Origin of the sequence: Flavobacterium sp. W21_SRS_FM3, from assembly GCF_052113625.1 — a bacterium.
In the GTDB taxonomy this organism is placed as follows: domain Bacteria; phylum Bacteroidota; class Bacteroidia; order Flavobacteriales; family Flavobacteriaceae; genus Flavobacterium.
On the sequence record NZ_JBGQOD010000002.1, the window covers coordinates 197,159 to 217,979 of the forward strand.

General features: G+C 35.7%; 22 protein-coding genes. 17 read left to right on the forward strand and 5 right to left on the reverse strand.

Annotation, left to right across the window (positions count from 1 at the left end):
* Positions 1-17 precede the first annotated feature (17 nt).
* Complete coding sequence (locus ACEN2K_RS04355; RefSeq protein ID WP_441758097.1) at positions 18-1,217, reverse strand: acetyl-CoA C-acetyltransferase; 1,200 nt, start codon at positions 1,215-1,217, stop codon at positions 18-20.
* Between the two features lie 155 nt (positions 1,218-1,372).
* Between ACEN2K_RS04355 and ACEN2K_RS04360 the strand changes: the two genes are divergently transcribed.
* Both ACEN2K_RS04360 and ACEN2K_RS04365 read left to right on the forward strand, forming a co-directional pair.
* The gene (locus ACEN2K_RS04360) at positions 1,373-2,029 is read left to right on the forward strand and encodes a transglutaminase-like domain-containing protein (protein WP_441758098.1); all 657 of its coding nucleotides are present in this window, start codon (positions 1,373-1,375) and stop codon (positions 2,027-2,029) included.
* Positions 2,029-2,598, forward strand: a complete 570-nt coding sequence (locus tag ACEN2K_RS04365; RefSeq protein WP_441758099.1) for a TetR/AcrR family transcriptional regulator — start codon at positions 2,029-2,031, stop codon at positions 2,596-2,598. The genes ACEN2K_RS04360 and ACEN2K_RS04365 overlap by 1 nt, the downstream gene beginning before the upstream one ends.
* On the opposite strand, the gene ACEN2K_RS04370 is transcribed toward ACEN2K_RS04365, so the two are convergent.
* Genes ACEN2K_RS04370 through gnd form a run of 3 tightly spaced genes read right to left on the reverse strand, consistent with a single transcriptional unit; the run spans position 2,593 to position 6,297 of the window.
* Positions 2,593-4,014, reverse strand: a complete 1,422-nt coding sequence (locus ACEN2K_RS04370; protein ID WP_441758100.1) for a gluconokinase — start codon at positions 4,012-4,014, stop codon at positions 2,593-2,595. The two genes, ACEN2K_RS04365 and ACEN2K_RS04370, sit on opposite strands and share 6 nt — an antisense overlap.
* Before the next feature lie 13 nt (positions 4,015-4,027).
* On the reverse strand, positions 4,028-5,347 hold the full coding sequence (locus tag ACEN2K_RS04375; RefSeq protein WP_441758101.1) for a gluconate:H+ symporter: 1,320 nt from the start codon (positions 5,345-5,347) through the stop codon (positions 4,028-4,030).
* 50 nt (positions 5,348-5,397) lie between these two features.
* Positions 5,398-6,297, reverse strand: a complete 900-nt coding sequence (gene gnd / locus ACEN2K_RS04380) for a phosphogluconate dehydrogenase (NAD(+)-dependent, decarboxylating) (RefSeq protein ID WP_441758102.1) — start codon at positions 6,295-6,297, stop codon at positions 5,398-5,400.
* A 210-nt stretch (positions 6,298-6,507) separates the two neighbouring features.
* On the opposite strand from gnd, the gene ACEN2K_RS04385 reads away from it, so the two are divergent.
* The 15 genes from ACEN2K_RS04385 to ACEN2K_RS04455 all read left to right on the forward strand — a co-directional run bounded on the left by ACEN2K_RS04385 (position 6,508) and on the right by ACEN2K_RS04455 (position 20,206).
* A complete protein-coding gene (locus ACEN2K_RS04385; RefSeq protein ID WP_441758103.1) occupies positions 6,508-7,002 on the forward strand; it encodes a rhodanese-like domain-containing protein in 495 nt (164 codons plus the stop codon).
* A complete protein-coding gene (locus tag ACEN2K_RS04390; protein WP_441758104.1) occupies positions 6,992-7,600 on the forward strand; it encodes a TIGR04282 family arsenosugar biosynthesis glycosyltransferase in 609 nt (202 codons plus the stop codon). The genes ACEN2K_RS04385 and ACEN2K_RS04390 overlap by 11 nt, the downstream gene beginning before the upstream one ends.
* 73 nt (positions 7,601-7,673) lie before the next feature.
* Positions 7,674-8,546, forward strand: coding sequence for a sterol desaturase family protein (locus ACEN2K_RS04395; RefSeq protein WP_441758105.1), 873 nt, complete (start codon positions 7,674-7,676; stop codon positions 8,544-8,546).
* A gap of 63 nt (positions 8,547-8,609) precedes the next feature.
* The gene (locus ACEN2K_RS04400) at positions 8,610-9,368 is read left to right on the forward strand and encodes a DUF547 domain-containing protein (protein ID WP_441758106.1); all 759 of its coding nucleotides are present in this window, start codon (positions 8,610-8,612) and stop codon (positions 9,366-9,368) included.
* A complete protein-coding gene (locus ACEN2K_RS04405; RefSeq protein WP_441758107.1) occupies positions 9,361-10,053 on the forward strand; it encodes a TIGR04283 family arsenosugar biosynthesis glycosyltransferase in 693 nt (230 codons plus the stop codon). Before ACEN2K_RS04400 ends, ACEN2K_RS04405 begins: the two co-directional genes overlap by 8 nt.
* 63 nt (positions 10,054-10,116) lie before the next feature.
* Positions 10,117-10,872, forward strand: coding sequence for a DUF6503 family protein (locus ACEN2K_RS04410; protein WP_441758108.1), 756 nt, complete (start codon positions 10,117-10,119; stop codon positions 10,870-10,872).
* Between the two features lie 20 nt (positions 10,873-10,892).
* A complete protein-coding gene (locus ACEN2K_RS04415) occupies positions 10,893-12,194 on the forward strand; it encodes an NAD(P)/FAD-dependent oxidoreductase (protein WP_441758109.1) in 1,302 nt (433 codons plus the stop codon).
* On the forward strand, positions 12,191-13,783 hold the full coding sequence (locus ACEN2K_RS04420) for a 4Fe-4S binding protein (RefSeq protein ID WP_441758110.1): 1,593 nt from the start codon (positions 12,191-12,193) through the stop codon (positions 13,781-13,783). The genes ACEN2K_RS04415 and ACEN2K_RS04420 overlap by 4 nt, the downstream gene beginning before the upstream one ends.
* Positions 13,784-13,853: 70 nt before the next feature.
* Positions 13,854-14,543 carry a glycosyltransferase family 2 protein gene (locus ACEN2K_RS04425; protein WP_441758111.1) on the forward strand — a complete coding sequence of 230 codons (690 nt, stop codon included), beginning with the start codon at positions 13,854-13,856 and terminating at the stop codon, positions 14,541-14,543.
* A 28-nt stretch (positions 14,544-14,571) separates the two neighbouring features.
* Positions 14,572-16,050 carry a cellulose synthase family protein gene (locus tag ACEN2K_RS04430; RefSeq protein WP_441758112.1) on the forward strand — a complete coding sequence of 493 codons (1,479 nt, stop codon included), beginning with the start codon at positions 14,572-14,574 and terminating at the stop codon, positions 16,048-16,050.
* Positions 16,050-17,396: a glycosyltransferase 87 family protein gene (locus ACEN2K_RS04435; RefSeq protein ID WP_441758113.1), complete on the forward strand. Its 1,347-nt coding sequence runs from the start codon at positions 16,050-16,052 to the stop codon at positions 17,394-17,396. The genes ACEN2K_RS04430 and ACEN2K_RS04435 overlap by 1 nt, the downstream gene beginning before the upstream one ends.
* 20 nt (positions 17,397-17,416) lie before the next feature.
* Positions 17,417-18,001, forward strand: coding sequence for a sigma-70 family RNA polymerase sigma factor (locus tag ACEN2K_RS04440; protein WP_441758114.1), 585 nt, complete (start codon positions 17,417-17,419; stop codon positions 17,999-18,001).
* Positions 18,002-18,019: 18 nt separating this feature from the next.
* The gene (locus ACEN2K_RS04445; RefSeq protein WP_441758115.1) at positions 18,020-18,283 is read left to right on the forward strand and encodes a hypothetical protein; all 264 of its coding nucleotides are present in this window, start codon (positions 18,020-18,022) and stop codon (positions 18,281-18,283) included.
* Positions 18,284-18,474: 191 nt separating this feature from the next.
* Positions 18,475-19,500, forward strand: coding sequence for a glycoside hydrolase family 113 (locus ACEN2K_RS04450; RefSeq protein ID WP_441758116.1), 1,026 nt, complete (start codon positions 18,475-18,477; stop codon positions 19,498-19,500).
* A 16-nt stretch (positions 19,501-19,516) separates the two neighbouring features.
* Positions 19,517-20,206, forward strand: coding sequence for a haloacid dehalogenase type II (locus ACEN2K_RS04455; protein ID WP_441758117.1), 690 nt, complete (start codon positions 19,517-19,519; stop codon positions 20,204-20,206).
* A 72-nt stretch (positions 20,207-20,278) separates the two neighbouring features.
* Here the strand turns inward: ACEN2K_RS04455 and msrB are convergent, their stop codons facing one another.
* Positions 20,279-20,821: a peptide-methionine (R)-S-oxide reductase MsrB gene (msrB, locus tag ACEN2K_RS04460; protein WP_441758118.1), complete on the reverse strand. Its 543-nt coding sequence runs from the start codon at positions 20,819-20,821 to the stop codon at positions 20,279-20,281.

The window sequence follows — 20,821 nt, forward strand, 5'->3', positions numbered from 1 at the left end:
TAAAAGATAATCAATTTTTAAATACGTTCAATAATTGTTGCTATTCCCATTCCGCCTCCAACGCATAAAGTAGCTAGAGCCGTACTCTTGTTCTGACGTTCTAGTTCATCTAACGCAGTTCCTAAAATCATACAGCCGGTAGCTCCTAATGGATGTCCCATAGCAATTGCACCTCCATTAACATTCACTTTTGAATGATCAATATTAAAATGATCCATCAATCGCATGGGTACAACAGCAAAAGCTTCATTAACTTCAAAAAGATCAATATCCGTTACATTCATCTTAGCATTGTGCAATGCTTTTATGGTAGCCGGAATTGGACCTTCAAGCATAATCAATGGTTCGCTACCTATTACAGCTCCCATTTTTATTCTTGCACGAGGTTTTAATCCCAATTTCTCTCCCATTTCTTTAGAACCAATCAGCATTAAAGACGCACCATCAACAATACCAGATGCATTTCCTGCATGGTGCACATGGTTAATTTTCTCGACTTCTAAATATTTATCTATAGCGGTTTGATCAAATAACATTTCTCCCATTTTTTCGAAAGCAGGAGATAAACTCGATAAGATTTCGAGAGTGGTATTGCTTCGGATATATTCATCCTTGTCTAGATGCACTAAACCATTGATGTCTTTTACAGCAATTAAAGATTTATCAAAAAACCCGTTTTTTTGTGCCAATGTAGCACGTTGTTGAGAAGCTAAAGCAAAATGATCTACGTCATTTCTAGAATAGCCATACTTAGTCGCTATCAAATCAGCAGAGATTCCTTGAGGGACAAATTTCCCAAAAGCAGCTTCTGGTTCCATTACCCAAGCAGAACCATCAATTCCCATAGGAACTCGAGACATCGATTCTACCCCTCCTGCTATAATTAAATTAGACCATCCTGACTTTACCATTGCTGCCGCTTGATTAACGGCTTCTAATCCTGATGCGCAATACCTATTTAAAGTTACCGCAGATAAGTGATCTCCGTAATTCGAACATTGGGCAGCCACTTTAGCAATATTTCCTCCTTGTTCACCGGTTTGCGTTACACAACCTAGAATTAAATCTTCGACCAAGCTCGTATCTAAATTGTTTCTTTCCTTTAAAGCATCAAGCAATGTAGTTAACAATTGCACCGGACTTAACTGCGCTAATGAACCTATGTTTTTTCCAATTCCTCGAGGGGTTCTTACTGAATCATAAATATATGCCTCCATTTTTATCATTTAAAGTTACCAAGTGGTAACATTTACAATAAAAATGTTACCACTTGGTAACAAATATACTTTTATTTATCTATATTTAAAATTTATTTTAAATAATTAAAGTATTAATATTGCAGCTAACCATTAGGTTACATAATTTATTCGCTATGGAACAATACACCCAGGAAACCTATCATTTTGATTTTGCCAATGAAAAAATACAATCCTTTCATGCTTTGATAAAAAAGGAAAATACCAGTTCAAACAAGGAATTTGCCATCAAAGCTTATGAATATGTGAGGGACAACTGGCCTTATTATCCGTATCGTTTTAGTTTAATAAATGAAGATTGGCGTTCCTCAGAACTAGTGACTCATAAAAGCGGACATTGTATTGACAAGGTCATTATTTTGATAGCCATTCTTAGAGTCGAAAAAATTCCGGCTCGTCTGGGTCTGGCGAAAGTAAGAAACCATATTGCGGTGGATCAAATAGTCGAAAAATTTGGTTCAGATGTACTCGTGCCTCACGGATACATCGAAATTTATTTAGACAAGAAATGGGTTAAAGCAACCCCTGCCTTTAATAAAGAGTTGTGCGAATTACTAAATGTGAAAGTACTCGATTTTGATGGAGAGAACGATTCCATTTTTCAAGAATTTGATCAAACGGGAAGCAATGCCTTTATGGAATATTTAGAAGATTACGGTACCTTTAATGAAGTACCTTTGCCCTATATGTTTCAGTTAATGCAAGAACATTATCCAAGAATAACCGCCTCGGGTATTACGTTAGGTAGTGTATTAAATTTATCCAAGTTATAATGAAAAAAGACAGAGGGCTAACCGAAGAGAAAATATACAATGCATTTTTAGATATTCTAAAAGATAAAGGTCCGCAGGGTGTGGGTATTAATGCTATTGCAAAAGAAGCTGGGGTTTCTAAAACCTTAATTTATCGTTATTTTGGTGGTATGAAAGGCTTATTATTGACCTTTGCTCAAAAAGGGCACTTCTTTAAATCTTTATTATCTATTGACGAAAATAAAGACAACTTAGACAATTTGCGAAGTTTTATTAAAGAAGGAACAAAGGAACTTCGAGAGAATAGCTTAACACAAGAAATTTTGCGTTGGCAACTGATTGAAAACAATGAAGACACTAAAAGCCTTTTTAAATACTTCAATGCACAGGTGGGAAAAACCTTTACTATAAATGAAAAAGACGAATCATTGAACGCTGCTTTTCAATTGATGTTAGGTGGATATGTATATTTTACTCTATTATCTAAGTTTAATAAAACATTTATTTCAACGGACTTAACCTCAGCCAAAACTTGGGAAAACTATGATGAAGCGATTGCCAAAACGATTGAAATGTTTAGTAAACTATAATTCTTTCAGCAAAGGATACACCCGTTTGAATTTGGCGAAAGCCTGTTCATAGATCGCTTTATTATTTCTATTTGGCACAAAAACCTTCCCTTCCACTGGAGGAGATGCTGTTATTTTAAAAGCGTCAAAACCAATTAATACAGCTCCCCAGGCGGAGGCTTCTACCGTCTCGGCCACTACTACTTTCATCTGAAAAATATCGGCTGCCATTTGCAACCAAAAATCACTTTTGGCAAAACCGCCACTAGCCATAATTGTTGTTGCTAATCTCTTTTGTGTATTGGGAATCAGTATTTCAGTAATACTCAATAGCCCGTACAAAATTCCTTCCATGGTCGCACGAATAAAATGACCTTGCTGATGGGTGATTGCAATTCCTAAAATTGTTCCACGAGCAGCTGCATCCCATATAGGTGCTCTCTCTCCTAATAAATAGGGAACAAATAATAAACCTTCTGAACCTGCTGCAATGCTTTCGCCTTTTTGAAATAATTCTTCAAAAGACTCCTCAGTTTTAAGTACAGCTTCTTTAAACCATTGTAAAACTACGGCTCCATTGCTGACAGCTCCTAATGTCAAATACTGTTTTTGATTTACATGGTAACATTGCGTTCGCATCTCGGAGTCAATAAAAGGTTCAGATATAGGCAAGCGAACAGCACCACTTGTTCCTATTGTTAACGCCATTGTACCTGGCTCCATAGCAGCAGTTCCTAAATTAGCCAGTGCTCCATCACCCCCACCTATTACATAAAGTTGGCTGTCTTTTATCCCTATGCAAGAATGTGTAGGACTTACGACTTCCGACAATTGTGAAGGTTTTATATCCAAAAAATCTACGATATCAAGATCCCATTCTAAGCTATGGATATTCAGTATTCCTGTACCAGATGCCATCGAGGAATCAATAACATATTCACCTGTTAGGTAGTGCCATACATATTCTTTTAAACTAATAAATTTAAATGCTTTACTGAATACTTCTTTATCATGCTCTTTCAACCACGCTATTTTGGTCATTGGAGAAAAAGTGTGAATGGGTATCCCCGTTTTCTGATAAAACAAGCTTCCTTGTGCTGAATTTTTTAGGACTTCTGCCACAGCATGCGCCCGATTATCGGCCCAGATAATTGCTGCTGTAAGGGGTTTTCCATCCTCATCAATGATCATAATACTTTGCATGGCCGAACTAAAACTAATAAACTCGGCACTATTTTCTTTGGTAATTTCAGCAATACAATCTAAAACGGCTGCTAGAACTTCTGCAGGTTCTTGAACACTCCAATCATTTTCTGGGTGGTACATGGCATACTCCTTTGAATATTCTTGAATTACTCTTCCCTCAATATCAAAGCAAACTGCCTTAGTAGCAGTTGTTCCTATATCAATACCTATATATAATTTCGTCTTCTTCATTGCTGAGATTTAATTACCCTACAAATAAATTAAGTACTAATACGCCAGCTAATCCCATTACACCAACAATGGTTTCCATTGCGGTCCACGAACGAAAAGTATCTTTAATACTGATGCCAAAATATTCCTTGAACATCCAAAAACCCGTATCGTTGACATGAGAGCACATTAAACTTCCCGCACCTATAGATAATACCATTAATTCCGGGCTTACACCTGAAGTAGCTACTAATGGTTGCACAATACCTGCTGCGGTTAAACCCGCAACTGTTGCAGATCCTAGGGCTATGCGTATAATAGTCGCGATTAGCCATCCCAGTAATAAAGGAGATAGGCGTGAGTTTTCAAAAGAAACTGCTAGATCAGTACCAATGCCACTATCAATTAGCAGCTGTTTGAATGCGCCTCCTGCTCCAATAATCAGCACTATCATCGTGACTGCCCCCATAGAAGAGCCTAATTTTTCCATCACCTCTTCCATTTTTTTTCCTCGCTTAAGACCTAGAAAAACTATTCCTAAAAGAACTGCTAGTAACATTGCTGTAGTGGGATCTCCTATGAATTCTATCGTAGAACGCAAAGGAGAATTAGCCGTTAAAAAAAGAGCACTTGCAGTGGCTAGGCCCATTAAAATAACCGGAGTCAATGCAATTAAAAAGCTAACTCTGAAGGAAGGCATTTCCGCTTCTGCGAAGTTTTTACTCACAAATAAACCTTTGGGCGGATTTGTGGCTATTTTTTTGACAAACTCTGGAAAAATAATTCCCGCTGCGAGCAGTGCTGGTATTGCAACCAGAATTCCATATATCAATGTCTTACCAATATCTGCTTTAAAAATAACTGCGATAGCTGTGGGACCTGGATGCGGAGGCAAAAATCCGTGCGTAATAGAAAGTGCTGATGCCATTGCAATTCCTAAATAGATGAAGGGTTGCTTTGTATTTGTCGCAATCGTGAAAACCATTGGCACTAAAATTACAAAACCAGCATTGTAAAACATAGCTATTCCCACCGCGAAGCCCGTAACTAAAACTGCCCATTTGACTCTTTTAACTCCGAAGGAACGAATAAGTACGGAACTGATTCGTTGAGCAGCTCCACTTTCAGAGAGTAAACTCCCGAGCATGACACCAAAAGCCAAAATAAGAATCAGAGATCCCAAAGTACTCCCTACACCGGACTGTATGGAATTAATAATCAAATGAAAAGGCATTGCCTTTGCTATTCCCACAAAAAAGGAAGCTAAAAGCAGTGCGATAAAAGCATTGAGTTTAAATACACTAATAAAAACAAGCAGTAAAATAATGCTGGCAACTAATATGGCTATGGACATGGTAAGGGCGGTTTAAGGTACAGAATAGAATAGATGAACGCAATTATGTGCTATTCGTTTTTTTCTACAGCATGACCTCCAAACTCATTTCTAAGTGCAGCTACCACTTTGCCTGAAAAAGTGTCTTGCATTTGGGATCGGTAGCGCATCATAATAGACAAGGCGATGACAGGTGTGGGTACTCCCAAATCTAAAGCTTCTTCTAATGTCCACTTGCCTTCGCCTGACGAATGCATGATTCCTTTAATGCTATCGAGTTGTGGATCTTTAGAAAAAGCACTCTCAGTTAACTCCATCAACCAACTTCGAATTACCGATCCATGATTGAATAATTTGGCTGTTTTCTTAAAGTCTATATCAAATTCGGAATGCTCAAACACCTCAAATCCTTCTGCTATAGATTGCATCATCCCATACTCAATACCATTGTGCACCATTTTTGTAAAATGCCCACTTCCAGCTGCGCCAGTATACAAAGAACCGTCAGGAACTGAAATAGCTTCAAATACTTTGGCCACATACTCATATACCTCTTTATCACCCCCAATCATCGTACAAGCACCATTTAAAGCTCCAGAAGTTCCACCAGAAGTTCCACAGTCCAAATAATCAATTCCTTGTGCTTTTAAAGCCGCATAACGCCTCTTTGAATCTTTATAATTGGAATTTCCGCCATCAATTATAATATCTTTAGGCTGAAGATGAGGAAGTAATGAATCAATCACGGTATCGACTATCGCACCAGCAGGCACCATCATCCAGATCACTCTTCTGTCTTTTAATTTTTCTGTTAATTCATTTAGCGTCACCGCTGTTTGAATTCCTTCTTTAGAAATATTTTGAAGAAATTCACTATTGACATCATTAGCTACAACATCATAACCATTTCTTTTTAAATTAAGAGCCAAATTAAATCCCATTTTTCCTAAACCGATAATTCCTATTTGCATTGCTTGATTGTTTTAATTTTATTGAAAAGTGTTGTATAAAACACTATAAGTGAAGATCCTTATGTAAAAATATTAGTTTTAAATTTTAATTAGCCTTAATAATTAAAAAATATTCAATTTTTGTCTATGAAGTTAATTGCAGATGATCTTGTTGTCAGGAAATAAATTTTTAGACGTCTATTAAATTAAATACCTTTATAAAAAAATACCATGCTTCGTTACTTCCTTTATATCTGCCTCTCCTTTTCATTAACGCTTTCTGCACAAAGTACCATTCCGCAAGTGCTAAAAAAACTGAATAAAGAAACGGTACCTTACATAAAAGTGTCCGAACTGCAGCAGCACAAAACCAGTGTTTTTTTAGATGCTCGTGAACCAAAAGAATTTAACACTAGCCATATAAAAGGAGCTATTCCGGTAGGTTTTGAACATTTTAATGCCAAGAGAGTTTCAGCAGCAGTAAAAGATAAAAATACCCCGCTAATTGTTTATTGCTCGATAGGTGTGCGAAGTGAACAAATAGGTGAAAAGCTACAAAAACTGGGATATAAAAATGTCTATAATTTATATGGCGGAATTTTTGAGTACAAAAATACGGGTGGTAAAGTAGTAAACAATCAAAACAAGGAAACAGACAGTGTTCATGCCTTTAATAAAACATGGAGTAAATATCTAACGAAAGGAATCAAAGTGTATGAAGACTAATGCTTTACTCATTTTTACTCGCAACCCAGAACTAGGTAAAGTAAAAACCAGACTAGCTAAAACAATTGGTGATGTAAAAGCATTGGCTGTATACAATGACCTATTGTTGCACACCATGCAGGAAACACAACAACTAGATTGTGATAAATTTGTATTTTATGACAGTACAATTGTTGAAGATGACATTTGGGCCACTGCAAATTTTCAAAAAAAGCTACAAGCCGGTGGCGATTTAGGGCAGCGTATGCGGCAGGCTTTTGAAGATCTTTTTGAATTAGGTTACCAAAACTGTATCATTATAGGCAGTGATTTATTTGACTTGAAAGCGATCATTATTGAAGACGCTTTTGAAAAAATGCTGACTAACGATGTCGTGATGGGACCAGCAGAAGATGGAGGCTATTATTTGCTAGGATTAAAAAAAAGTACCGCTTTAATCTTCGAAAATAAAAAATGGGGAAAAGAAACGATATTCCAAGAAACATTGAAGGATTTAAAGGGCCAGCAAGTTGGCCTTTTACAAACATTAAATGACATTGACACTTTTGAAGATTTACAACAAAGCAGTTATTCCTTTTCAAAACTAGATAAAATCTAACAACTAACAATAGCTCTTAAAAATAGGTTTCACTTATTTACGATTGCGGAAAAAATACAATTAGACATTAATAATGAAAAAATATATTGACGTATTACTCAACTCTTATGGCGGTTATTTTAACTACCTTAAAAATGAAATTCTGTACTGGAAATGGGATAACTATTTTTATGGATTAATTGCTATTTCACTAGTAGTGTGGCTACTCGAAATCCTTTTTCCTTGGCGAAAGAATCAAGCTATTTTTCGAAAAGACTTCTGGCTAGATTTATTTTACCTTTTCTTCAATTTTTTCCTGCTCAATTTAATTCTTTTGATTGCACTCTCGAATGTCACAGAGCAAATTATAAATGATGTGCTGCAGCTTGTAGGTTTAGAGCTAACTTCAATTCAGCTGTTTTCGATTTCGCAATTACCCAAACCGCAAGCTCTAATTTTGTTTTTTATTATTAGTGATTTTATTCAATGGAATGTGCATCGACTCTTGCACACGATTCCTTTTCTATGGAAAATTCATAAAACCCATCATAGCGTTAAACAAATGGGGTTTGCAGCCCACTTTAGATACAACTGGATGGAACCTATTGTTTACAAATCCATTTTGTACATTCCGATTATTCTTATTGGAGGTGTGAATCTTGAAGATGTATTTATCGTGCATTTTATCTCGATTGCCATTGGGCATTTGAACCATGCTAATGTAGGCTGGGATTATGGATTTTTGAAATACGTTTTTAACAACCCAAAAATGCATATTTGGCATCATAGCAAAAAGTTGCCCAATAAATACGGGGTTAACTTTGGAATATCATTGAGTCTATGGGATTACCTATTTAAAACAAATTACATCCCTACAGACGGACGCGATATCGAACTTGGATTTCACGATGAAAACGAATTTCCAAAAGATTTTATCCATCAAGAAATATATCCTTTAAAAAAATAAGCTTTTTGTGTCAGGAACAACGGTTTCCTCTGTCTATACTATTATTCAAATAAATCAATACCGATGAAAAAATATTTTCTAATCTTGCTCCTTTTACCTTTACTTTCTTGTGGCAAAAACAGTAATAGTGCGTCACTGCCTCCAGCTGCCTATCAAAGTACTGCATTAGAAACGATTAAAAACTTGGATCATGCTAAGTGGGATGCTTTATTGCACAGAAACGTTTCAAAAAACGGAAATGTTAACTACAAAGGTTTTCAAAGAGACAGTAAAGAGCTGCAAAGTTATTTGAGTGAATTAGCATCAAATGTACCTGCAAAATCATGGTCAAAAAACGCGACTCTTGCCTATTGGATTAACGCTTACAATGCATTTACAGTAAAACTAATCATCGATAATTATCCCACAAAAAGTATTAAAGACATAAATGACCCCTGGGGTAAAAAATTATTTAGTTTAGGTGCTAAAAAATACAGCTTAGAAGAAATAGAACATGACATCCTTCGTAAAATGGGAGAGCCTAGAATTCATTTTGCCATTAACTGCGCGTCCTTTTCTTGCCCTAATTTATTAAATGAGGCTTACACTGAAAGTAAATTAGACAAACAATTAGCTACTGCTGCACAAGGATTTATCAATGACAGATCAAAAAACATCTTGACTGCAAACAAGTTAGAAATTTCAAAAATATTTGATTGGTTTGCAGCTGATTTTAAGAAAAATGGGACTGTCATTGACTTTTTGAATCAGTATAGTAAAGTAAAAATCAATAGCAATGCTAAAGTATATTACAAAGAATACAACTGGAGTTTAAATGAATAAAATTTCGATTATCATTCCTGTTTTTAATGAGGCAAAAAACATTAACCAGCTCCTATCCCATTTAGAACAAAGTGCTGGTGAGGGAAGTAATTTGGAAATTATTATTGTTGATGGTGGGAGTTGTGATGGAATAGCTGAAATAATTAAAACCGACACAAACGTACATTTTATTGAGAGCGAAAAAGGCAGAGCCAAACAAATGAACACGGGCACAAAAATGGCCAGTGGGGCAATCCTGTATTTTTTACACTGTGATAGTTTTCCGCCTAAAAATTTTGATTTATTGATTCAGAATGAAGTCGATAGAGGGAATAAAGCAGGTTGTTTCAAGATGCAATTTGATTATGGCCATCCAGTTTTAAGGATATCACAATGGTTTACGAGGTTCAATCACCTATCTTGTCGTGGTGGCGACCAATCATTATTTATTACTAGAGATTTATTTGAAGAAATTAATGGTTTTAATGCCCAATTAATAATTTATGAAGACAACGAAATCATCTCCAGACTCTATCAACTGAAACAGTTTACAGTAATTCAAAGAAGCATCACCACCTCAGCAAGAAGGTACCGAAGAAATGGAGTATGGCGATTACAGTATCATTTTTTTATGATTCATCTAAAATACAGATTGGGGCATTCGCCAGAAAGTATACTTCAATATTATAGGAAGAAAATAATATAACCGCAACAAATGCCAAACCATATTAGATTACAAAAACATTCTAACAAAAAAATGAATACCACAATGAGAAAATTAATTTCTGCATCACTTATCGCCACTTTCGCATTTATAGGATGTAAATCCACTGATGAAAAAGAAAAATTTACTGAGAAAATTGGAGAGGCACATCAAAAAGAGGCTTTTTTATCAAAGGAAGCGGTACAGTTTAAGATGCAGCTCAATATTGGTGGTAAAGAAAGAATGAATGCTCTTTTTACCGTTCTAACCAATTCTAGTAAGGCAGTTATTGAATATGAAAATGGAGCAAAAATTATTGTTGACAAAGATAAAGTCTACTATTCTACTGCGATTCCTAATAAGGAAAATGTGCGGTTTGATGCGTATACCTGGCAATACTTTTTTCTTTTCCCCTACAAGTTAAACGATCCTGGGACCAAATGGAATACCTATGACAATAAAGAAGCAAATCATGCCGATTATTTGACTGAGAAACTGACTTTTGAATCAGGCACTGGAGACGCTCCTGATGACTGGTATGTGGTGTATGCTGACAAAGCAACTCATTTATTAGAAAAAGCAGCCTACATTGTAACCGTAAGAGGGAACAAAGAAGAGGCCGAGAAAAACCCGCATGCCATTCAATACTTGGAATATAAAAAGGTAGAAGGTGTTCCCATTGCTACAAAATGGATTTTTTGGGAATGGAAAAAGGACGAAGGACTGACTAAAAATATAGGGACTGCAAACCTGACAGCTATACAATTTGTAAAAGAAGATCCTACATATTTTACTCCAACTGCCAATTTTAAAACAAAGTAATACAACCAACACTACTTCTTATGGAACATATTGTCATCATCGGTAACGGCATATCTGGAGTAACGCTTGCGCGTCACATTCGAAAAAAATCAAAAGCTAAGATTACTATAATCTCATCCGAAGCTACTTTTTTCTTTTCCAGAACGGCTTTGATGTATGTTTTTATGGGACATATGAAATTTGAGCACACACAGCCTTATGAAAATGATTTTTGGAAAAAAAATGATATTCAGCTCATAGAAGGTTTGGTAGTCAGTGTCGATGCTCAAAGTAAAACAGTACAACTGCAAGATAATAGCAGTATCTCATTTGATAAATTAGTACTAGCTACGGGTTCTAAGCCTAATAAATTTGACTGGCCAGGACAAGATTTAGAAGGCGTTACGGGCCTGTATCACAAACAAGATTTAGAGGCATTAGAAAATTGGGCGCCAAGCACTAAAAGAGCGGTTATTGTAGGTGGAGGCTTAATTGGAATTGAACTAGCTGAAATGCTTCATTCCAGAGCTATTCCTGTTACATTTTTAGTTCGTGAGAAAAGCTTTTGGGGAAATGTTTTGCCTTTGGGCGAAAGCCAAATGATCAATCGCCATATTCGGGAACACGGTATTGAGCTGCGTTTAGAAACTAATCTAGTCCGTATTGAAGCGGATGAAAATGGTCGTGCAAAAGCAATTATTACTGATAAAGGAGAAACCATCCCTTGTGAAATTGTAGGTCTTACCACGGGAGTTTCCCCTAATATTGCGTTTTTAAAGGATTCTGGAATTGAACTGGGAAAAGGTGTTAAAGTAAATCGTTTTTTAGAAACAAATATTAAAGACATCTACGCAATTGGTGACTGCGCTGAACAACAGCAGGCTATTGGTATGCGACGACCTATAGAAGCCGTCTGGTATACTGGCAGGATGATGGGAGAAGTCTTGGCACAAACGTTGACTGGAAACCCCGCTCCGTACCAACCCGGACATTGGTTTAACTCCGCTAAATTTTTAGATATAGAATACCAAACTTACGGTTGGGTTTGGGCTAAAGCCAAAGAAAATGAAGAACATTTTTATTGGGAACATGCCTCTGGAAAAAAAGCAATTACCATTGCTTTTGACAAAGAAAACCGCACTTTTTTAGGAATTAATACTTTTGGTATCCGCATGCGTCATGAATTCTTTGACCAGGTACTCTCCACTAAAAAAACGGTGGATTATGTTGTTACTCATTTAGCAGAGGCTAATTTTGATCCAGAATTATTTACGTCCCATAATAAAGAAATAAAAAAGCAATTTATCAGTCAGTTTGCTGATGCAAAAAATACAGAAGCATGAGTAAAACAATTAAAAATACGGCCGTAGTTTCTCACGAAAACATACAAATGGACGGTATCCAAAAAGGAGCTATTGCTTTAGGGTTATTTGGGCTTTTCATAATGGCTCTTTCATTATTCAATATTAACTTCCCTAATAAAGCATTGTGGCTAACTGGTTCAATTGTAGCTATTTTTACAGGAATAGTACTTTATGCTAACCGCACTTATTTAAATCAGCCTGAAGGAATAAAAAATAATGGAGTGTGGCACAAAGACTTTAGCAGCAGAGGCAGTTGGGCATGGATGATGGGCGTTATTCTTACGTTATTTTATATTGTTCTATACTGGTTTCCCCAATATCTTGGTCTTAGTCAAGATGGCAGTGCTAATACGGGAATTGTGGCTTTCTTTGACCCCTTGAGTAAAGTATTAAATGGAAAAGCAGCGAGTCAGTGGTTTGTTTATGGAACTTTGTATACTATTGCTATTCTTGGTCTGGGATATAAATTTATTTTAAAGTACCGTCACAATAAGTACCAATTAGTTAGAACCCTATCTGTAATGTTTTTTCAATTAGGATTTGCATTTTTAATTCCTGAAATTTTAGAAAAACTGAATCCAGAGAAAGCTTATTTTACTAAAGACATCAAAAATATGTGGCCGTTAAATTATTATTTTTTTAATGATTGGCATCTTAAAAACATGTTAGAAGGCGGCAATTTAGGTATGTTCATGTTGGTTTTTGGGATTGCAATGATTTTTATTATTTCGCCTATACTTACCTATTTCTATGGCAAAAGGTGGTATTGTTCCTGGGTTTGTGGGTGCGGAGGACTTGCCGAAACTGCGGGAGATAGCTACAGGCATCTCTCTAGCAAATCAACAGTATCCTGGAAGATAGAGCGTTGGATGATCCACTCCGTACTCGTGTTTTCCTTTGTTATGACAATTGCTGTTATTTTTACTTTTCTTACAAATAATCCCGAGATGAGTTTTATTACTAAAGATCAGTTCATATATGGTACTGTCTCTTTTTTAGTGGTATTCACAGCCGCACTCTATATTTTTAAAAGGAAAGACCTGGATACAGATGCTGTTTATACCCTTTTGTCTTTAGTAACTATTATAATTATTTCTTTATTAATTAATTATTTTTCTGGAAATCAAAACATCCTTTTCATAGACAGTAATGCTTTACGAGAATGGTATGGTTTTGCTATAGGTGCCGCATTTAGTGGTGTTGTAGGTGTGGGCTTCTATCCCATTTTAGGAAATCGTGTATGGTGCCGTTTTGGTTGCCCCATGGCCGCCATTTTAGGATTGCAACAACGTTTATTTTCGAGGTTTAGAATCACGACTAACGGTGGTCAATGCATCTCTTGTGGTAACTGTTCTACGTACTGCGAGATGGGAATTGACGTGCGAAGCTATGCTCAAAAAGGAGAAAACATTGTGCGCTCTTCCTGTGTTGGCTGTGGTATCTGTGCTGCTGTTTGTCCGCGTGGGGTGTTAAAACTAGAGAATGATAGTCCAGCGGGAAGAATTAATTCAAACGAAATACTACTAGGAAATGATGTTGATTTGATGGACTTAATAAACCAAAAATAAGTCAGGCATTTTTATATTAATTCTTAATTTGCAAACCAGAAAAAACATTCCTAGGAGTCTCTAAAATACTATGAAAAATATTAAAGTTATTATTCCAGCATACAATGAAGAGAAAGCCATTGCACATGTGATTCAGGATATTCCTTCTTATGTTGATGAAGTAATAGTCATTAGCAACAACTCTACAGATAATACGATCCAAGTTGCTCAAAGCGCTGGTGCTACAGTACTCTCAGAAAGTAGAAAAGGCTATGGCCATGCCTGCTTAAAGGGCATGGAATACATAGCCCAATTAGACGTAAAACCGGATATTGTTGTTTTTTTGGATGGTGATTATTCTGATTTTCCTGAGGAAATTACACAAATTGTAGCTCCAATTGTCACTGATGGAATTGATTTTGTTGTAGGCGCGAGAGTTGCCCGTTTACGATCAAAACATTCAATGACACCGCAGCAAGTTTTTGGAAACTGGTTAGCAACTACCTTAATGAAAAGCTTCTTTTCTGCTAGATTTACTGACTTGGGTCCGTTTAGAGCCATTAAATATGATAAGTTATTGGCCTTAAACATGGAAGACAAAACCTATGGCTGGACAGTCGAAATGCAACTCAAAGTCTTGAAACAAAAAATGACCTATGTTGAAATTCCTGTTCGTTATAAAGATAGAATTGGTGTTTCAAAAGTGTCTGGAACTGTAAAAGGAACCATTATGGCAGGAATAAAAATAATAGGTTGGATTTTTAAATATACCTTTAAATAAAAGCCCAGTAAAAGGGTACATTACAAACATGCTACAACTTTCTTATATCATTGTAATTCTATATGGCATTTCTATTTTGCTACTGTTTTTCTATAGTTTGGCACACTTTAATTTGTTACTAAATTATTTAAAAAGTAAAAAGAATACAGATAATGCACCTAAGTTTGATCTTTCAAATCCAAACGAAATTCCTCTAGTAACAATACAGTTGCCTATTTATAATGAGAAATATGTAGTGGAACGTTTGTTAGCTGCTGTTGAGCAAATGAAGTATCCAAAAGACCGTTTAGACATACAAGTTTTAGATGATAGTACAGATGAGAGTGTCATCGATACCGCAGCGCAAATTGCTACTATGGTGCAGTCTGGTCTCGATATAAGTCACATCAGGCGAACGAATAGAGTTGGATTCAAAGCTGGCGCTCTGAAAGAAGGTTTACTTACAGCTAAGGGAGACTTTATTGTTATATTTGATGCCGACTTTGTCCCGCAAAAGGACTGGCTTTATCAAACCATTCCTTATTTTAAAGACCCCGCAATTGGCGTGGTGCAAACGCGCTGGGGGCATCTGAATCGCAATTATTCTTTGTTAACCAAAATCCAAGCTTTCGCCTTAGATGCTCATTTTACGTTGGAGCAAGTGGGTCGCAATTCTAAATTGCATTTTATCAATTTCAATGGCACTGCGGGTGTATGGCGAAAAGAATGCATCTTGGATGCTGGAAATTGGGAAAGTGACACCCTAACAGAGGATTTAGACCTTAGTTATCGCGCACAGTTAAAAAACTGGACATTTAAATATTTAGAAGATGTAGTTACGCCAGCGGAATTACCGGCAATTATAAGCGCGGCACGTTCCCAGCAATTTAGATGGAATAAAGGTGGTGCCGAAAATTTCAGTAAAAACGCCTGTCGGTTACTGAAATCAAAATCCATTGGATTTAAGACAAAAGCGCACGGCGTTTTACACCTATTAAATAGTACGATGTTTTTGGCTGTTTTTACAATGGCTGTACTTAGCGTACCGATGCTGTACATCAAAAATGAGTACAGTGAATTCAACAAAGTATTTGATCTTCTGATCTTTTTTATCATAACTTCTTTGCTCTTTTTTATAAGCTACTGGACTTCTTATAAAAGTATTCATGGCGGTGGTGTTAAAAAATTTGTAAAATACAGTAGTTTATTTCTATCCTTTTTTACAATTGTAATGGGATTTTCATTTCACAATAGTATTGCCGTTCTAGAAGGTCTATGGGGAAAGAAAAGCGAATTTATTAGAACTCCAAAACTAAACATAGAAGGTTTGAAGGAAAAATGGAAGCAGAACTCCTACTTAACACATACCCTTTCAAAAAATCTTATTATAGAAGGATTGTTATTATTATACTTCCTTTTTGGAATTTATAGTGCCTATACTTTAAATGATTACAGTTTAATTAGCTTGCATATTATGCTCTTTGTAGGCTATGGGTATGTATTTGTAAAATCCATTCAAACTAAGTGATGAGTACAAACAGATTAAATTTGGTCAAGTCCTACGGCTATCTAGTTTTAAGCGCAATTGTTTATAGCTTTATTGCGTATGGATTACAAAGAACCGACTTTACAAGTCTGCTACTTTCCTGCTGCCTGCTGTTTTTTTTAATGTACCAATTGGTACAAACCAATAAAAACAATGCCTCTTTTTTGATAGGTGCAGCAATCCTTTTCAGACTTATATTTCTAGTAGCGCTGCCTGAATTATCACAAGATTATTTTAGATTTATATGGGATGGCAATTTAATTTTAAATCACATTAACCCTTATTTACAACTCCCCAATGATTTAATAGCTCAAAGCAATTTTACACTGCCCAATGCGCAAGCGCTTTATGAGGGTATGGGAAGTTTAAGTGCCAGTCACTTCTCTAATTATCCTCCTATCAATCAGTTTTTATTTGCCGGTGCGGCCTTTTTTAGTAAACAATCTATCCTAGGAACAGTCATCGCTATGCGAATAATAATTATTGCTGCCGATCTGGGAATTCTCTATTTTGGAAGCAAATTATTACCATTATTAGGAATAAATAAACACCGAATATTTTGGTACCTCCTGAATCCATTAGTAATTATTGAATTAAGCGGTAATCTGCATTTTGAAGGTGTTATGCTTTTCTTTTTTGTTCTTGCGATGTATTTTTTGCAAAAAAACAAATGGCCACTCGCTGCCTTCATTTTAGCGTTGTCCATATCTGTAAAATTATTACCACTGCTATTGCTACCCCTATTTTTAAACAAATTAGGTTGGAAAAAAGCAACTGCCTTTTATAGTATCGTTATTGGAATAAATGTTGCTTTATTCCTCCCTTTTCTATCTGAAGAGCTCATTCAGAAATACAGTGCAACTATAGGCTTGTGGTTCACGAATTTTGAGTTCAACGCCAGCCTCTATTATCTTATTCGTGCCCTTGGGTTTTGGATAACAGGTTACAATATTATACACATTACAGGACGGATTATCCCTGTTTTAATGATTGCTTTTATTGCTTACCAAGCCGTAAAAGGGAAAAATAAAACGACTGAGCAATTGTTTGAAGGCATGTTGCTCGTTTTAACCGTTTACTTTTTTACTGCTACTACAGTGCATCCTTGGTATGTAATAAACCTTGTATTAATAAGCATTTTTACTAAATACAATTATCCTATCATCTGGAGTTTAACGGTAATACTGAGTTATAGTGCCTACTCAAAGCCTGAATTCCAGGAGAATTTTTGGCTCATAGCGCTAGAGTACATCGTGGTCTTAGCGTATTTAATTTATGAAAAAACTGGCTTTTTACAGTCCAAAAAAGCAGTACATTTGGATTATTAAAACCACAGATGGCTATATTCATGAGCGAGATTACAGATAATAATAAAATAGTTTTAGAAAAATGGGTGAATCAATTTAGTGACGAACTCTACTCTTGGGCGCTATACAAAACATCTTCTAAAGAAACAGCCGAAGATTTAGTTCAAGAAACTTTTTTAGCAGCTTTTCGTAAATTAGATACATTTCAAGGAAAAAGCCAACCCAAAACGTGGTTGTTTTCAATACTTAATAACAAGCTGATTGATTATTATAGGTCAAGTGCTAAAACTACAAAACAAAATTTTAGCTTGACTGAAACTAGCGGGGTTGCATTAGCCGAAGGCCTTTTTAATCAGTACGGTTGCTGGAAAAATAATGATGTTAATCCTATTTGGGATCAGGAGGAAGAGTTATTGGATAATCCCGACTTCAATAACACCCTAGAAATATGTATGGAGGAATTACCAACTAAATGGAAATTGGCCATCACGTCTAAATACCTGACTCATAAAAATGCTACCGAAATCTGTCAGGAACTAGAGATAACGGTGTCTAATTATTGGCAGATAGTGCATAGATCAAAACTGCTAATAAAAAAATGTTTGGATGTCAAATGGGTTTACTAACACTTTAATGAAAAGAGCATGCATATAGTATTAAGAAAGCTATTGAGAAGTTGCCAAAAATCAACAGAACTCATCGATAAACAATTTTTTGTTCCATTAACGGTGACCGAAAAAGTACAGTTAACTGCACATAAGGCAATCTGTAAAACCTGTAACAGTTATGAAAAGCAATCTGAATTAATTGATGCTGTTCTAATGAAATGGTTTAATAATAACAAATCCATGTTAACAATGCATACCGCTAAAAAATTTGAGATTATTAATACGATCAAAGAATTATAAAACTCTGCTACACCTTTTTAGATAGTAAATAAAAAGACTAAACGATAAAAGACACCATCTTGTAAACCGATAAACCACCCTATTTATTGGTTTTTTTATTTTATATTTAAACAATGATACTTAGCTACGTTTTTATAGCTAACTAGTAATAACTCATCTTCAGAATGTTATGATAAAATCAAGTTAGCCTTATGAAAACTAAATATCTTATCTTCTCATTGTTTTTTGTTCTTTTAATCAGTGGCTTTGCGTATTATAATGCTAACAAAACGGTGCCAGCCAAAAACTTTTTGATGGACTACAAGGGAATGAATTTAGTAGCTCCAATCAGTGAATTAAAAAATAGCACTTTAGAAGATTTAAAAAATAACCATGTTAACGCGATATCCTTAATACCATATGCATTTGTAAATATTGATGATGCCTCTATTCATTATAATGACAACCGCCAGTGGTGGGGAGAAAGAGCTGAGGGAATCAGAGCAAGTGCTAAAATGGCACATGAGTTTAAAATGCGTGTGATGCTAAAACCTCACCTTTGGGTTAACCATAATTTTTATACAGGAGATTTAGATTTTACATCTGAAATCGAATGGAAACATTGGGAAGCAGATTATGAAAAATACATACTTGATTTTGCTAAACTAGCTCAGGAAGAGCATATAGCGCTTTTTTGTTTTGGCACCGAATTAGGAAATGCTGTTGCAAAAAGACCTGCGTTTTGGAACCATTTAATTTTAAAAATAAAAACGATCTATAAAGGAAAGCTTACTTACGCTGCTAATTGGGATGATTTTGATACAATTCCCTTTTGGAATCAGCTGGACTATATTGGGATAGATGCTTATTTTCCTTTATCCAATGAAGAAAAACCAACCACTGAATCCCTAAAAGAAGGATGGGAAAAACACATTAAAAAAATGGATGGCGTACAGCACAAATTCAACAAAAAAATGCTGTTTACCGAATTTGGTTATAGAAATTCTAAACATGCTGGGGAAGCTCCTTGGAAAGAAACCAACAATGAAATAAACAATGCTGCTCAGACAAATGCATACGATGCATTATTTCAAATGATGACCCAACAACCATGGTTTGCAGGAGGATTTGCCTGGAAATGGTACGCCGATGATTATCACAAACGAGCTAAAAATAATATTGATTATACGCCGCAGGGAAAACCTGCACTTGAAACCATTAAAAAATGGTATCGCTAATTTAAAAGTAACAAAAATGACTATTCACAAAAACAAACCACTAATTGTATTTGATGTAAACGAGACTTTACTCGATATGACTCCGTTAAAAAAGGCAGTTAATGAATTGCTAGATGAAGAGCAAGGATTCCGAATTTGGTTTGGAACATTACTACATTTCTCCACTGTATCGAATAACATTAATGAATACCACAATTTTACAACTCTAGCTGCTGCAACCTTGAAGATGACGGCAACATCATTGCAGAAAGAAGTTACTGAAAAGCAGATTCAAGCATCCTTATCTATTATAAAGTCACTAAAGACCTATCCAGATGTCATTGAAGGATTACAGCTTTTAAAAGAAAATGGCTTCCGATTGATTACTTTAACTAACTCTCCTGAGATTGCTTTACATGAACAATTAAAAAACTCGAATCTTACGGATTATTTTGAGCAAGCCTTGAGTATTGATACAATAAAAAAGTACAAACCCGCAGCTGAAACCTACTTATGGGCAGCAGAAAAACTAGCGGTTACACCCGAAAAAATGTTGATGATTGCGGCACATGGTTGGGATTTAGCTGGAGCAGCACATGCTGGTTTAGCAACTGCTTTTGTTGCACGTGAGGGACAAGCATTGTATGAATTGTCAAAAAAACCTGATTATGTAGCCTACGATATTTTACTAATGGCTAAGCAATTAGTTGCTGTATATAGTAAATAGTAAAACCCAAAAGGGCGTTTGTTTCAGTTGAAACAAACGCCCTTTTTTTGAACAAAAATAGTAACCAATTTTTTATTTTGATTCTTGAAATAACATGGCTGCTGAATTCATACAGTAACGCAAACCTGTAGGACTAGGCCCATCATCAAATAAATGCCCTATGTGTCCACCACAACGTGCACAAACTATTTCACCACGTTCCATTCCTAAACTTTTATCTACAACCTCTTTAACACGGTTTTTATTTATGACATCATAAAAACTAGGCCATCCTGTTCCCGAATTAAACTTGGTCTTTGAAGAGAACAAAGGTAATTTACAAGCTGCACAAAAGTAATTTCCCTTCTTGTGGTTGTCATTAAATTCATTTTGAAAAGGTCGCTCTGTACCTTTTTCACGCAAAACATAATACTGATTTGCGGTCAATACTTTTTTCCACTCCGCATTTGTTTTTTCTACCTTCTTAAGTGAAGTATCGTTTAAGGATAAAACGGGTTGTTGCGTCATCGTATTTTCCGTATCTGTAACCGCATGATCACTTTTATTAGCTTGCATGCAGGCCATGAATCCAAAAGCAACAGCCGGTAGCAGTAAGAGTTGTTTGTATCGTTTCAT